16 protein-coding genes are annotated in these 11,988 nt (G+C 71.0%); 9 read left to right on the forward strand and 7 right to left on the reverse strand.

What is annotated here, in order from left to right:
* The first annotated feature begins 6 nt into the window (after positions 1-6).
* The gene (locus tag AC2D9U_RS12495) at positions 7-1,068 is read left to right on the forward strand and encodes an Ldh family oxidoreductase (protein WP_484749393.1); all 1,062 of its coding nucleotides are present in this window, start codon (positions 7-9) and stop codon (positions 1,066-1,068) included.
* Here AC2D9U_RS12495 and truA read toward each other — a convergent pair.
* The 3 genes from truA to def form a co-directional block, all read right to left on the reverse strand.
* The gene (gene truA / locus AC2D9U_RS12500) at positions 1,026-1,802 is read right to left on the reverse strand and encodes a tRNA pseudouridine(38-40) synthase TruA (protein WP_484749395.1); all 777 of its coding nucleotides are present in this window, start codon (positions 1,800-1,802) and stop codon (positions 1,026-1,028) included. The genes AC2D9U_RS12495 and truA overlap by 43 nt on opposite strands.
* Positions 1,802-2,710 carry a methionyl-tRNA formyltransferase gene (fmt, locus tag AC2D9U_RS12505; RefSeq protein ID WP_484749396.1) on the reverse strand — a complete coding sequence of 303 codons (909 nt, stop codon included), beginning with the start codon at positions 2,708-2,710 and terminating at the stop codon, positions 1,802-1,804. The genes truA and fmt overlap by 1 nt, the downstream gene beginning before the upstream one ends.
* A 157-nt stretch (positions 2,711-2,867) precedes the next feature.
* Complete coding sequence (def, locus tag AC2D9U_RS12510; RefSeq protein ID WP_484749397.1) at positions 2,868-3,392, reverse strand: peptide deformylase; 525 nt, start codon at positions 3,390-3,392, stop codon at positions 2,868-2,870.
* Between the two features lie 155 nt (positions 3,393-3,547).
* Here def and AC2D9U_RS12515 point away from each other — a divergent pair, with 155 nt between their 5' ends.
* The 3 genes from AC2D9U_RS12515 to AC2D9U_RS12525 all read left to right on the forward strand — a co-directional run bounded on the left by AC2D9U_RS12515 (position 3,548) and on the right by AC2D9U_RS12525 (position 5,368).
* Entirely contained in the window at positions 3,548-4,024 is a 477-nt protein-coding gene (locus tag AC2D9U_RS12515; protein ID WP_484749398.1) for an Hsp20 family protein, read from the forward strand.
* Positions 4,025-4,086: 62 nt separating this feature from the next.
* Positions 4,087-4,341, forward strand: coding sequence for a DUF1150 family protein (locus AC2D9U_RS12520; RefSeq protein ID WP_484749399.1), 255 nt, complete (start codon positions 4,087-4,089; stop codon positions 4,339-4,341).
* 67 nt (positions 4,342-4,408) lie between these two features.
* Positions 4,409-5,368, forward strand: a complete 960-nt coding sequence (locus tag AC2D9U_RS12525; RefSeq protein ID WP_484749400.1) for a Bug family tripartite tricarboxylate transporter substrate binding protein — start codon at positions 4,409-4,411, stop codon at positions 5,366-5,368.
* Between the two features lie 12 nt (positions 5,369-5,380).
* Here AC2D9U_RS12525 and AC2D9U_RS12530 read toward each other — a convergent pair whose 3' ends face one another.
* On the reverse strand, positions 5,381-5,713 hold the full coding sequence (locus AC2D9U_RS12530; RefSeq protein ID WP_484749402.1) for a DUF1491 family protein: 333 nt from the start codon (positions 5,711-5,713) through the stop codon (positions 5,381-5,383).
* 95 nt (positions 5,714-5,808) lie between these two features.
* On the opposite strand from AC2D9U_RS12530, the gene AC2D9U_RS12535 reads away from it, so the two are divergent.
* The gene (locus tag AC2D9U_RS12535) at positions 5,809-6,033 is read left to right on the forward strand and encodes a hypothetical protein (protein ID WP_484749403.1); all 225 of its coding nucleotides are present in this window, start codon (positions 5,809-5,811) and stop codon (positions 6,031-6,033) included.
* 9 nt (positions 6,034-6,042) lie between these two features.
* Here the strand turns inward: AC2D9U_RS12535 and AC2D9U_RS12540 are convergent, their stop codons facing one another.
* Positions 6,043-6,621, reverse strand: a complete 579-nt coding sequence (locus tag AC2D9U_RS12540) for a cytochrome b (protein ID WP_484749404.1) — start codon at positions 6,619-6,621, stop codon at positions 6,043-6,045.
* 66 nt (positions 6,622-6,687) lie between these two features.
* Here AC2D9U_RS12540 and AC2D9U_RS12545 point away from each other — a divergent pair, with 66 nt between their 5' ends.
* A complete protein-coding gene (locus AC2D9U_RS12545; protein ID WP_484749405.1) occupies positions 6,688-7,617 on the forward strand; it encodes a hypothetical protein in 930 nt (309 codons plus the stop codon).
* Positions 7,614-8,060, forward strand: a complete 447-nt coding sequence (locus AC2D9U_RS12550) for a hypothetical protein (protein WP_484749406.1) — start codon at positions 7,614-7,616, stop codon at positions 8,058-8,060. The genes AC2D9U_RS12545 and AC2D9U_RS12550 overlap by 4 nt, the downstream gene beginning before the upstream one ends.
* On the opposite strand, the gene AC2D9U_RS12555 is transcribed toward AC2D9U_RS12550, so the two are convergent.
* Positions 8,042-9,025 carry a ketopantoate reductase family protein gene (locus AC2D9U_RS12555; protein ID WP_484749407.1) on the reverse strand — a complete coding sequence of 328 codons (984 nt, stop codon included), beginning with the start codon at positions 9,023-9,025 and terminating at the stop codon, positions 8,042-8,044. The genes AC2D9U_RS12550 and AC2D9U_RS12555 overlap by 19 nt on opposite strands.
* On the reverse strand, positions 9,022-10,197 hold the full coding sequence (locus AC2D9U_RS12560; protein ID WP_484749408.1) for a M20 metallopeptidase family protein: 1,176 nt from the start codon (positions 10,195-10,197) through the stop codon (positions 9,022-9,024). The genes AC2D9U_RS12555 and AC2D9U_RS12560 overlap by 4 nt, the downstream gene beginning before the upstream one ends.
* 177 nt (positions 10,198-10,374) lie before the next feature.
* On the opposite strand from AC2D9U_RS12560, the gene AC2D9U_RS12565 reads away from it, so the two are divergent.
* Positions 10,375-11,337 carry a Bug family tripartite tricarboxylate transporter substrate binding protein gene (locus AC2D9U_RS12565; RefSeq protein ID WP_484749409.1) on the forward strand — a complete coding sequence of 321 codons (963 nt, stop codon included), beginning with the start codon at positions 10,375-10,377 and terminating at the stop codon, positions 11,335-11,337.
* A gap of 194 nt (positions 11,338-11,531) precedes the next feature.
* Positions 11,532-11,981, forward strand: a complete 450-nt coding sequence (locus tag AC2D9U_RS12570; protein ID WP_484749410.1) for a tripartite tricarboxylate transporter TctB family protein — start codon at positions 11,532-11,534, stop codon at positions 11,979-11,981.
* Positions 11,982-11,988: the final 7 nt, after the last annotated feature.

An 11,988-nucleotide genomic window follows, 5' to 3' on the forward strand; every position in this document is an offset into this window, starting at 1 on the left:
ATGGACATGTCACGCTTCGACGCCGCCGATCTGCGCCGCTTCGCCACCGAGGCCTTTTGCGCCGCCGGCCTCGCCCCCGATCGCGCGGCCAGCATGGCCGAGGTGCTGGTCGAGGGTGACCTCATGGGCCACGACACGCATGGATTGGCACTGCTCGCGGGCTATTGCGACGCGCTGGCGAGCGGCGACATGCGCGCGACGGGCGAGCCCGAGATCCTCTCCGAGACGCCGGTGGTGCAGGCCTGGCATGGCCAGAAGCTGCCCGGCCCCTGGCTGGTGCGCCGGGCCATCGCCTTCGCCCAGAACGCCGCCAGGACCTTCGGCCTCGGCGCGGTGAGCATCGCGCAGGCGCACCACATTGCCTGCCTCGCCGCCTATGGCCCGCCCGTGGCGGCGGATGGGCAGATGCTGATCCTGACCTGCTCGGACCCGGCCACGGCCTCGGTTGCGCCCTGGGGCGGGACGCGGCGCACGCATACGCCCAACCCCGTCGCCGCCGCCTGGCCCAGCCCCGACGGGCCCGTGCTGGTCGATGTGTCGATGTCGATCACCACCAACGGCATGACGGCGCGGCGCCGGGCGGAGGGGCGCAGCTTCGACCATGAATGGCTGCTGGACGGGCATGGCAACCCGACGCGCGACCCCAACGCCTTCTGGGCCGACCCGCCCGGCACGCTGCTGCCCCTCGGTGGGCTCGAGGCCGGTCACAAGGGCTTCGCCCTCGGCCTGCTGGTCGAGGCGCTGACCAGCGGCCTCGCCGGGGTGGGCCGTGCCGATGCCCCGACCGGCTGGGGCGCTTCCGTGCTGGTGCTGGTGCTGGACCCCGCAAAGTTCGGCGGCGCCGAGAAGTTCCTGCGCGAATCCGGCTGGATGGCGGAGGCCGTGCGCAGCAACCCGCCGCGCCCGGGCATGGGCGCGCCGCGCATGCCGGGCTCACTGGCGATGGTGAAACGCGCGAAGGCGCTGGCCGAGGGCGTGGCGCTGCATGCCTCGATCCCGCCGGCCCTGGCGAAGCTGGCGGCGCGCTACTCTCTCGCCCCGCCCGTCCAGTCGGGCTCGGGCTCGTAGCGCGCACTCACGAAAGTCAGCCCATCGGGCGGGGCCGTCTGGCCCGCCTTGGTGCGGTCCCGCCCTTCGAGCAGGCTCCGCGCCCAGCTTACCGGCCGGCGCCCGGCGCCGATTTCGACCAGCGTGCCGACCATGTTGCGCACCTGGTGGTGCAGGAAGCTGCGCGCCGCGACCGAGATCTCCAGCACATCATCCAGCCGCGCCACATCCAGCCGGTCGAGGGTGCGCAGCGCCGAGGCCGCCTGGCAGGAGGCCGCGCGGAAGGCGGAAAAATCGTGCCGGCCGAGCAGCATCTGCGCCGCCGCATGCATCGCCGCCGCATCCAGCGGCCGCTTCACATGCCACACGCGGCGCGCTTCCAGCGCCGGGCGCGAAGGGCGATTGAGGATGCGGTAGCGATAGGCGCGCCCGGTGCAGGCGAAGCGCGCGGACCAGTCATCCGCCACAAGCGCGGCGGCGGTGGCGACGATCGGGTGGGGCAGGGTGCGGATGTTGATCGCATCGCGGATGCGCCGCGGCTCCAGCTCGATGGCGAGCACGAGATCCACCACCATCGCCTCGGCATGCACGCCGGAATCGGTGCGTCCAGCGGCGGTGGCGGTGGGCATCTCGCCGCGGTTCAGCGGCGCGGCGGCTTCCTCGATCACCTTCTGGATCGTGGGCAGATCCCCCTGGCGCTGCCAGCCGCAGAAATCGGCGCCGTCGAATTCCAGCTTCAGCGCGTAGCGCGGCATCAGGCGAGCACGGGCGGCAGCGCGAAGCCGCGGAGGAAATCGCTGGCCGGCATCGCCGCGCGTCCGGCCCGTTGCAGGCGCGTCAGGCGCAGTGCGCCTTCGCCGCAGGCGATGGTGGGCGCGGCATCCAGCACCGTGCCGGGCGGGCCGGACCCTGCCACGGGCTCGGCCGCATGCACGCGCACCACCTCCGCGCCGAGGGCGAAGAAGCAGCCGGGCCAGGGGGTGAGGGCGCGGATGCGCCGATCCAGCGCCGCGGCCGGCTGCGACCAGTCGAGCCGGCCATCCTCCTTCGTCAGCTTCGGCGCATAGGTCACGCCCGTTTCGGGCTGCGGCACCGGTGCGGGGTTTTCCGCCAAAGCGCGCAGGATCAACCGCGCGCCGATGGCCGAGAGCGCATCATGCAGTTCGGGCGTGGTCATGCGCGGCGTGATGCGGGTGGCCTCGGTGAGCAGCATCGGCCCCGTATCGAGCCCTTCCTCCATCTGCATGATGGTGATGCCGCTTTCGGCATCGCCCGCCAGGATCGCCGCCTGGATCGGCCCCGCACCGCGCCAGCGCGGCAGCAGCGAGGCATGGATGTTCAGGCAGCCGCGCCGGGGGGCGTCGAGCATCGCCTTGGGCAGGATCAGCCCATAGGCCGCCACCACCGCGACATCGAGGTCGAGCGCGGCGAAGGCCGCGTGTTCGGCCGCGTCGCGCTTCACCCGCGCGGGCGTACGCACGGGCAAGCCGAGTTCGAGCGCCGCGCGATGCACCGGGCAGGGCGTCTCGCGCTGCCCGCGCCCGGCCGGTTTGGGCGGCTGGGTGTAGACCGCGACGATCTCATGCCCGGCGTCATGCAGGGCACGCAGTGCGGGCACCGAGAAGTCGGGACTTCCCATGAAGGCGATGCGTAGCTTGCCCATCCGATTCAGCCCTCCGGTGCTCGCTTCGCTGCACCTGGCAGCAGGATCGGCCCTCTTCGGGCCGATCTCGTGCTGCAAAACGTGTGAATTTCACGGCAAGAAATCTGAGCAGATGATGACATCTGCTCAGATATTGCCGTGGGGCATCGGATGGGGGTCACCCCTCCCGCTGCGCCTTCAATTCCTTCGCCAGCTTGCGCAGCAGCATGTTGCGCTTCAGCGCCGAGAGGTAGTCCACGAACAGCACGCCATCGAGATGGTCGATCTCATGCTGCAGGCAGGCGCTGAACAGCCCTTCGGCCTCCACCTCCTGCTTCGCGCCGGCGAGGTCCAGCCAGCGCACCTTCACCCGCGCCGGGCGCGTGACCTCGGCGAACTGGTTGGGCAGCGAGAGGCAGCCCTCCTCCCGCGTCGCAACTTCCTTGCTGCTGGCGACGATCTCCGGATTGATCAGCACCAACGGCGTGGGCTTGTCGTCCGGGTGCACGTCGATCACCACGAGGCGCAGCAATTCGCCGATCTGCGGTGCGGCGAGGCCGATGCCGGGCGCCTTGTACATGGTCGCGAGCATCTGCGCCGCGAGGCCCGGGATGCGCGGATCGCCCGCCACCACGGGCTTGGCCTTGGCGCGCAGCTTCGGGTCGGGGACGTAGAGGATGGGCAGCAGCGTGGCGTCGGTCATCGATCGGGAGGCTTTCCGGCAAGGCCCGGAGAGGTAGCCCCGCGCCCACCCCCTTGCAACGGCCGGCCACCCCGCCAAGATCATCGGCAGGCGGGGTGCCATGTGGCCCCGCTTCCCGAGACGCTTCGCTCCCTGGCGAGGAGGCACTGCAAGACATGTCGCGTTCCCCCCTGTTCGGCTCGCCCCTCTTCCTGGGCTTCGACCATCTCGAGCAGATGCTCGACCGGGTCCAGAAATCGGCCGATGGCTATCCGCCCTACAACATCGAGCAGACCGGCGAGACGCGGCTGCGCATCACGCTGGCCGTGGCGGGCTTCTCGATGGAGGATTTGCAGATCACGCAGGAGGACAACCAGCTCGTGATCCGTGGCCGCCAGAAGGATGACAGCGAGGGCCGGGTCTTCCTGCATCGCGGCATCGCCGCGCGGCAGTTCCAGCGCGCCTTCGTGCTGGCCGAGGGGATCGAGGTGGAAGGTGCGTGGCTCGACAACGGGCTGCTGCATGTCGATCTGCGCCGCCCGCTGCCCGAGGTCCGGGTGAAGACCATCCAGATTTCCGGCCGCGGCAACGGCGTGCAGCGCCCCCTGGTCAATGCCGGGTTTCCTGGGGGGGCGGACGACAAACAGGGGTGACCGTTCCAGGGTGCCCCATCTTGGGCGCGGGCCGCTTCCGGCCGCGCCGATAGGAGCGTGTGATGGATGATTTCGACGGCGATGAGCAGTCTTTCCCCCGACGCCTGAGCGCGGAGGCGCTGCGCGGTCTTTCCCACATCGATTTCGCCCGGCTCGGCGCCAATGCGGTGGCCTATGTCCGGCCCGGGGTGCTGAACGGCGCGGTGGTGTTCACGATCCACGCGGCGGATGGCACCCAGATCGGTGCCGCGCCGAGCCTGCAACTCGCCGCTGCGGCAATTCGTCAGCATGAGATGCAACCCGCGCTTGTCCATTGACCGCTGGGCCTGCCTCACGGTAAAGTGTATACCTTCAAGGTTGAAGAAGACTGAGAAGGAGGCGGCCATGAGGGTCGCGCGACGTGTCCTGCTGGCTTCGGCCGGTGCCATGCTGGCTGCCCCTGTGGTGGCACAGGCGTCGGCCCTGCGGATCGTCGTGCCCTTTCCGCCCGGCGGTTCCGTGGACATCGTCAGCCGCATCATCCAGCCGAAGCTGGGCGAGTTGCTCGGCCAGCCCGTGCTGATCGAGAATCGCGGCGGCGCCGGGGGCATGCTGGGCTGCGAGGTCGTGGCCCGTGCGCCCCCGGATGGCAGCCAGGTTGTGTGGGGCAATATCGCGACCCACGCCATCAACGCCGCCGTCTATGAGCGCATGCCCTATGATCCGGTGGCCGATTTCACCCCCATCACGCTCGCCGCGCATATCGAGTTCATGCTCGCGGTCCATCCCGCGATCCCGGCGACCACGGTGGTGGAACTCGTCGATCATGCCCGCGCCCACCCCACTTCCCTGACCTATGCCTCGGCCGGTGCCGGCAGCCTGCCGCATCTGCTGACCGAGATGCTCAAGCGCGCCGCCGGTGGGATTTCCATCGAGCATGTGCCCTTCCGCGGCGGCGGGCAGTTGCTGATCGACCTGACCGCCGGGCATGTCAGCATGGCGATCGCCGATGTCGCGGGGCTTTTGCCGCATGTGCGCGCCGGGCGGCTGCGCGGGATCGCGGCCGCCGGCCCGCGCCAGAGCGCGGCGCTGCCCGACCTGCCCACCATCGCCGCCACCCTGCCGGGGGTGGAGGGCACGGCCTGGCATGGCGTCTTCGCCCCGGCCCGCACGCCGGCTGGCGTGGTGGCGCGGCTCAACCAGGCGCTGGTCGCGGCCTTGGCCGATCCGCAGGTGCAGGCGCGGATGCGCGCCGCGGGGACCGAGCCGGTGGGGTCCACCCCCGCGGAGCTTGCGGCGTTCCAGCGCCGGGAGTTGAAGAAATGGGCCGAGATCGCCCGTGCGGTCGGGGCGCGGGCGGAGTAGGCCCGCGGCCTGTCAGATCACCCGCGCCTCGAAGGGCGGCTTGAAGTCGGGCGTGTCGAACTCGACCACCCAGACATCCGGGTCGCGCTGCACCTGGCGCGCGACATAGGCATCCGCCACCTCGTCGGTCACGGGGGCATCACCGGTGCCGCGCACCCAGGCGGCGCGGCCTTCCGAGTCGCGCGCCTGGGCGAGCACCATCAGCCCGCCCCGGCCGCGCAGCACGCAGAGGATGCCGCCGGCATCGGCATCACCCTTGCGCAGCACCGCGCCCGACCGGCCGGAAATATCCGCCAGACGCAGCGCCATCGACACCCAGATGCCGGCCTTCACACGAGGATCCATGCGCCGCAGCCTCGGCCCCTCGGCCGCTTTGCGCAAGGTATTGCGGAAGCCGCGGCGGCGCGCCATCACAGGCGGCGCGCAGGGGACCAACCACCATGGCTAAAGCACCGGAACTGACCGAAGGCCAGCGCGCCTATGAGGCGCGCCGCGCCGCCAAGGCGGGCATGAGCCTCGAGAAATGGCTCGCCGAGAAGGAAAAGCGCGCCAAGCAGGAAGCGGCCGAGGCCGCCAAGCTGGCCGAGGCCGAGAAGCCCAAGGCGGAGGCCCCGAAGGGCTGGTTCGGCCGGCTGCTCGACAAGGCGCACAAGCCGATCAAGTAGCGCCCTGCCTCACAGCATGCGCATCAGCGTGCCGTCGCGCCGCAGGGCGTGGTGGTAGACCGCGCCGCCGATATGCGCGGCCAGCAGGAAGGGCAGGGCCCAGCCGCCGAGGCTGTGCAGCCAATGCAGCACGAAGGCCAGCCCTTCCGACGGCTCCATGAATTTCGGCAGGTCGATGAAGAACAGGAAGGCGGTCGCCCCCTGTTGCGGGAAGCCATAGGCATTGGTGGTGAAGAAGCCGAGCAGCGGCTGCAGGATCAGCAGGGCGTAGAGCGCATGGTGCACCGCCGCCGCCGCCGCGCGCATGTTGGCCGGCAGGTGGTCGGGGGCCGCCGGCGGCTTGCTCACCAGCCGCCAGGCCAGCCTTGCGACGGCGAGGAACAGCAGGATCAGCCCGATGCTCTCGTGCAGCGCGTAGAAGGAGAACTTCACGTCGTCCTTCATGAAGCGCAGCGTCAGGCCCGAGAGGATGGCGATGAACATCGGCGGCACGGTCAGCCAGTGGAACCACTTCGCGACGGTGGAATACTGCCCGTCCGGATGGGCGGCATCCTGGCCCTTCAGCGGTGTGGCGGCGGTGGCATCCATGCGTCGGTCCTCTCGGCTCGCGCGAGTATGGCATGACGCCGGGCGCGGATTGAAAGCGAAAGCGTGGTGATCGCCGCCCATGCCGATTGGAGCACGCATCCCGCCAAGCGCTGGATGGCGCTGGCGCGGCGCGAGGGCGGCTGGCGGATGGCCGCGCCGCGCCTGGCGGGGGACACAAGCGCCCTGCTGCCCGATCTGCTGCGGCCCGGCGCCCCTGTCGTGCTCGGGCTCGACCTGCCGCTCGGCGTGCCGCGCGGCTTCGCCCGCGGCCGGGCGGAGCCGGATTTCCCGGCCTTCCTGGCCGGCCGGGTGCAGGACCCCGGCTTCTTCGAGGTCTCGCCCCGCCTTGAGACGGTGAGCCCGGCGCGGCCCTTCTACCCGGCGCGCGGCATCAAGGGCATGACCCGCGCGGCCCATGCCGCCGCGCTCGGGCTGGCCGATGCAAAGGCGCTGTCGCGGCTGTGCGACCGCGCGACGGCCCGCCGCCCGGCGGGGGCCCCGGTGTTCTGGACGCTGGGTGCCAACCAATCCGGCAAGGCCGCCATCGCCGCCTGGCGCGACTGGATCGCGCCCGCGCTGGCCGCCGGCGCGCCCCTGGCGCTCTGGCCCTTCGCGGGCCGGCTGCACGACCTCATCGCCCCCGGCCGCGCCGTGCTGGCCGAGGTCTATCCGGCCGAGGCGATGCGCCAGCTTGGCCTGACGCTTGCGGGCAGCAAGCGGGCGGAGGGCCCGCGCCGCGCGCTGGCCGAGCCGCTGCGCGCGGCGATGGCGCGGCTTGGCGTGGTGCCCGAACCGGCGCTCGCCGCGCAGATCGCGGTCGGGTTCGGCGCCGATGCGGCCGGGGAGGATCGCCTCGACTGCGTGCTGGGCCTGCTCGCGATGATCGCGGTGATCGAGGGCGCGCAGCCCGATTTCATCCCCGACGACCCCTGGATCACGCGCTGGGAGGGCTGGGTGCTCGGCCAGACGGACCTGCCCAAGGAGGCCTCGCCATGACCTTCGAAGACGACGCCGCGCTCACGGCCCATGTTCAGGCACTCTGCGACGCCACCCTGCCCAAGGCGCGCTGGACCCATGCCGGGCACCTCGCCGCCACGGCCGGGCTCATCCTGCTGCGCCCGGATCTGCCCTTGGAGCGCGAACTGCCCGGCCTGATCCGCCGGCTGAACGACAGCCATGGCGTGCCCAACAGCGACAGCCGCGGCTACCACGCCACCATCACGCTGTTCTTCCTGGCCGCGCTGCGCGATGCGCTGGCGCAGGACGACGCCAGCCTGCCGGCCCATGCGCGGGTGAATGCGCTGCTCACCGGCCCGCTCGCCGCCGGCAAGCGGGTGATGGCGCCCCACTGGTCGGAGGGCCTGCTGTTCTCGGTCGCGGCGCGGCGCGGCTGGGTGGCGCCCGACCTGGCGCCGATCCCCTACACGGTCGTCCTGTAGAGCCCCGCCGCGATCGCCGCCTGCTTCACGAGGCCCACCAGCAGCGCCAGTTGCGGCGCGGGCGTGCCGGTCATGGCGGCGAGTTTGAGCGGCAGGGTGAAGAGGCTGTCGATCTCCATCGGCCGGCCGAGTTCCAGGTCCTGCAGGATCGAGGGCTTGTGCTGCATGGTCGCATTCGCCACGCGCTCGACGATCGCATCCGGCACGGCGAGGCCCAGCCCGGCGGCGATGGCCTGGCCTTCCTTGGCGCTGGTCCAGGCGGCGGCGCGCAGCACCGGGTCCGCCAGCGTGTCGCGCACACCGCGGCGCGAGAGGGTGCAGAGCGGCCCATTGGCGAGGTTGCCCAGCAGCTTGCACCAGACGTCGAGCCGGATCTCGGGCGAGACCGGGCTCGGCATCCCGCCCGCATCGAGGATCGCGGAGATCGCCTTCGCCCGGTCGCTGATCCGCCCATCGGGTTCACCGAGGATGACGCGGATATTGCCGTGCTCGGACTTCACCACGCCCGGCGCGATGACCTCGGTGGCGGAATAGACCACGCCGCCGATGGTCCGCCTGATGCCGATGGCGGATTCCAGCACGCCGCCGGGATCGACCTCCGGCAGGCGCGTGCCGGCATGGGGGCCCTGCTCTCCCAGGAAATACCACCAGGGAATGCCGTTCATCACGAAGGCGACGGGCGTGTCGGAGCCGAGCAGGGGGGCGATGCCGGCGGCGACATCGGGCAAGGCGGGCGCCTTCACCGTGACGATCACCGCATCCTGCCGCCCCAGATCGGCCGGGTTGGCACTCGCCTTGGGATGGCTGAGATGCGTGCCGTCATGCGCATGCACGGTCAGGCCATTCGCCTGGATCGCGGCAAGATGCGCCCCGCGCGCCACCAGCGAGACTTCGGCGCCCCCCCTGGCGAGGCGCGCGGCGATATGCCCGCCGATGGCGCCAGCCCCGTAAACACAGATTCTCACGAAAGGATCTCCAGCGCCGCGCGGCTGAGTGCCTCGACGCCGTTCTGGATGCAGGCCTCGTCGGGCTGGTAGCCGGCATTGTGCAGCCGGTCGTCGCGCCCCGGCGCGCCGCTGCCGATGCGCAGGTGGAAGGCCGGCGCGCGGTCCGCGAATTCGGAGAAATCCTCGCTGCCCATGCTGGCCTCGCCCTCATCCAGCACGTCGCCGAACTGCGCGCGCACGGCGGCGAGGGTGAGGTCCTGCACCCGCGCATCATTGCGCAAAGGTGGGACCATGCGCTGGTAGTCGATCTGGCAGGCCACGCGCAGCCCGGCCTCCAGCCCCTGGGCGAGGCGGCGGATCGCGGCCTCGGCGGTGTCGCGTGCGGCCGGGTGCAGGGTGCGCACACTGCCCTTCAGCGCCACGCGCTCGGGGATGATGTTGTAGGTCGTCCCGCCCTGGAGCATGCCGATGGTGACCACTGCCGGGTGCAGCGGCTTCACCTCGCGGCTCACCACCGTCTGCACCTGGGCGACGAATTGCGCGGCGGCGACGATGGGGTCGATCGCGGCATAGGGGTGCGCCGCATGGCCCGACTTGCCGCGGATGATGAGGTCGAAGCGATCCGCCGCGGCAAGGCAGGCGCCGGGCGCGAAGCCGAAGCGGCCCACCGGCAGATCGGGCTGGTTGTGGAAGCCGAGCGCGTAGTCGATCCCCTCGGCGGCGCCATCGGCGATCATCGCCGCCGCCCCTTCGAGAATCTCCTCCGCCGGCTGGAAGATCAGCCGGATGCGCCCGGCGAGGCGCGGCGCGATGTCGCGCAGCACGGCGGCCGCGCCGAGCAGCGTGGCGGTGTGGATGTCGTGCCCGCAGGCATGCATCTTCCCGGCCACGGTGCTCGCATAGGGCAGGCCGGTTTCCTCATGGATCGGCAGCGCATCCATGTCGGCGCGGATGGCCAGCGTCGGCCCCGGGCGCCCGCCCTCGATCTCGCCGACCACGCCCGTGCGGCCCACGCCCGTGCGATGCGCTATCCCCAGGCGCGCGAGTTCGGCGGCGACGATGCCCGCGGTGCGTGTCTCCTCGAAGGCGAGTTCGGGGTGGGCGTGGATGTCACGGCGAATCGCCACCAGCGCCGGCGCCAGCGCCGCGGCCGTTTCGCGGATCAGGCGCCCAGGGTCATTGATGCTCATGATTGGTGCTCATGCGCCTTGCTCCGCGACATTTTCGCTGGGCAGGATAGGTGAAGAAGTGGTCATGGCAAGGCGCGGCCCTCGCATGGCCGCTTGCGGCTCCGCAAAGCACCGTGCCATACGCCTGCGCGGTCCTGCATGACAGGGCTGAGAGGAAAAGGGAGCGGACAGGAAGTGATGCTGGGTCGTCGCCACCTGCTGGGGGGAGCCGCCGCGTGCCTCGCCACGCCAGCCCTGGCCCAGTCCTGGCCTTCGGGCAGTATCCGCCTCGTGGTCCCCTTCGCGCCGGGCGGCAGCACCGACATCGCCGCGCGCCTCGTGGCTGAAGGCCTGGGCCAACGCCTCGGCGTCTCGGTGGTGGTGGAGAACCGCCCCGGCGCGGGCGCGACCACGGGCAGCCAGGTGGTGGCGGATTCGCCGCCCGATGGCATGACCCTGGTGATGAGCAACATCGCGAGCCACGGCATCAGCCCCGCGCTCTACCGCAATGTGCGCTACGACCCGGTGCGCAGCTTCACGCATATCGCGATGGTCATCACCAACCCCTCGGTGTGGGTGGTCAATCCGCGCAGCGAGATCGCCAACCTCAATGATCTGGTCCGGGCCGCCCGCGCCCGCCAGGGCGGGCTCGACATGGCCTCCTCCGGCGCCGGTTCCTCCAACCACCTGCTGCTGGTGCGCTTCAGCGGCCTGGCCGGGATCGAGCACACCCATGTGCCCTTCCGCGGCGCCGGCCCGGCCATGACGGCCGTGATCGCCGGCCAGGTGCCGATGATGTCGGACAGCCTGCCCTCCGCGGCGGGGCATATCCGCCAGGGCAGCGTGCGCGCCATCGCGATGAGCAGCGCGGAGCGCCACCCCGCTTTCCCCGACGTGCCCACTTTCCGCGAGCAGGGCTTCGACCTGGTCAGTACCTCCTGGTTCGGCGTTTCCGGCCCGGCCAACCTGCCGGCCCCCATCGTCGAGCGGCTGCACCGCGAGATCATGGCGGTGATCGCCACGCCCGAGGCCCGGGCCCGCTTTGCCGAGCTCGGTGGCTCGGCCGGTGACATGACACCGGCGCAGTATGGCGCCTTCGTGGCCAGCGAAGTGGCCGCCTGGGCGCCCGTTGTGCGTGCCAGCGGCGCCACGGTGGACTGAAAGCTTGTCATCCGGCCATTCAGCCGGCTGCCTCGCGATTGCGTGAGGGGCCGGCCGATGCCTAGGGTGCAAAGACAGGGGACCGGCGGCGGCCGTGTCGCTGGGCGAAAAGCGGGGGCCGCCCGATCGGCGGTCCGCGCGGAGTTTTGGGAAGAGACTGACCTCGGCAGTGCCGGGTGGGGAACGAGGTGGGAATGAAGATCAACGCAAAGGACGTCGTCGCCGGCCTTATGCTGGCCGGCATCGCGATCGCCGGGCTCTGGCTGAACCAGGACCACACGCTGGGCACCGCCCGGCGCATGGGCCCGGGCTACATGCCCATGCTCACCTTCTGGCTCCTGCTGGGGCTGGGCGTCGTCATCGCCGTCATCGGCCTGTTCAACGGGCCCGACAAGCTCGAGCGCTGGGCGATGCGCGAATTGCTGCTCGTGCTGGCGGCGCTGACCACCTTCGGGCTGATCCTGGAATGGGCCGGCTTCTTCCTGACGCTGATCGTCACGATCGCCATCTCGACCATCGCCGACAACACGCACCGATGGAAAGGCGTGCTGGGGCTGATCGCCTTCCTGCTGGTGCTCTGCTACTTGGTCTTCATCCGCGAGCTCGATATCCGTATCGAGCTGTGGCCGGCCTTCATGCGCTGAGGAGGCA

Source organism: Roseomonas sp. TF40, from assembly GCF_057219975.1.

What these genes read in the sequence shown, in the direction of transcription:
- AC2D9U_RS12530 (WP_484749402.1), bottom strand. Translation starts at nt 5,713, where the DNA reads ATGGATCCTCGTGTGAAGGCCGGCATCTGGGTGTCGATGGCGCTGCGT.
- AC2D9U_RS12550 (WP_484749406.1), top strand. Translation starts at nt 7,614, where the DNA reads ATGACCTTCGAAGACGACGCCGCGCTCACGGCCCATGTTCAGGCACTC.
- AC2D9U_RS12565 (WP_484749409.1), top strand. Translation starts at nt 10,375, where the DNA reads ATGCTGGGTCGTCGCCACCTGCTGGGGGGAGCCGCCGCGTGCCTCGCC.
- AC2D9U_RS12495 (WP_484749393.1), top strand. Translation starts at nt 7, where the DNA reads ATGTCACGCTTCGACGCCGCCGATCTGCGCCGCTTCGCCACCGAGGCC.
- AC2D9U_RS12540 (WP_484749404.1), bottom strand. Translation starts at nt 6,621, where the DNA reads ATGGATGCCACCGCCGCCACACCGCTGAAGGGCCAGGATGCCGCCCAT.
- def (WP_484749397.1), bottom strand. Translation starts at nt 3,392, where the DNA reads ATGACCGACGCCACGCTGCTGCCCATCCTCTACGTCCCCGACCCGAAG.
- AC2D9U_RS12520 (WP_484749399.1), top strand. Translation starts at nt 4,087, where the DNA reads ATGGATGATTTCGACGGCGATGAGCAGTCTTTCCCCCGACGCCTGAGC.
- truA (WP_484749395.1), bottom strand. Translation starts at nt 1,802, where the DNA reads ATGCCGCGCTACGCGCTGAAGCTGGAATTCGACGGCGCCGATTTCTGC.
- AC2D9U_RS12570 (WP_484749410.1), top strand. Translation starts at nt 11,532, where the DNA reads ATGAAGATCAACGCAAAGGACGTCGTCGCCGGCCTTATGCTGGCCGGC.
- AC2D9U_RS12525 (WP_484749400.1), top strand. Translation starts at nt 4,409, where the DNA reads ATGAGGGTCGCGCGACGTGTCCTGCTGGCTTCGGCCGGTGCCATGCTG.
- fmt (WP_484749396.1), bottom strand. Translation starts at nt 2,710, where the DNA reads ATGGGCAAGCTACGCATCGCCTTCATGGGAAGTCCCGACTTCTCGGTG.
- AC2D9U_RS12535 (WP_484749403.1), top strand. Translation starts at nt 5,809, where the DNA reads ATGGCTAAAGCACCGGAACTGACCGAAGGCCAGCGCGCCTATGAGGCG.
- AC2D9U_RS12515 (WP_484749398.1), top strand. Translation starts at nt 3,548, where the DNA reads ATGTCGCGTTCCCCCCTGTTCGGCTCGCCCCTCTTCCTGGGCTTCGAC.
- AC2D9U_RS12560 (WP_484749408.1), bottom strand. Translation starts at nt 10,197, where the DNA reads ATGAGCATCAATGACCCTGGGCGCCTGATCCGCGAAACGGCCGCGGCG.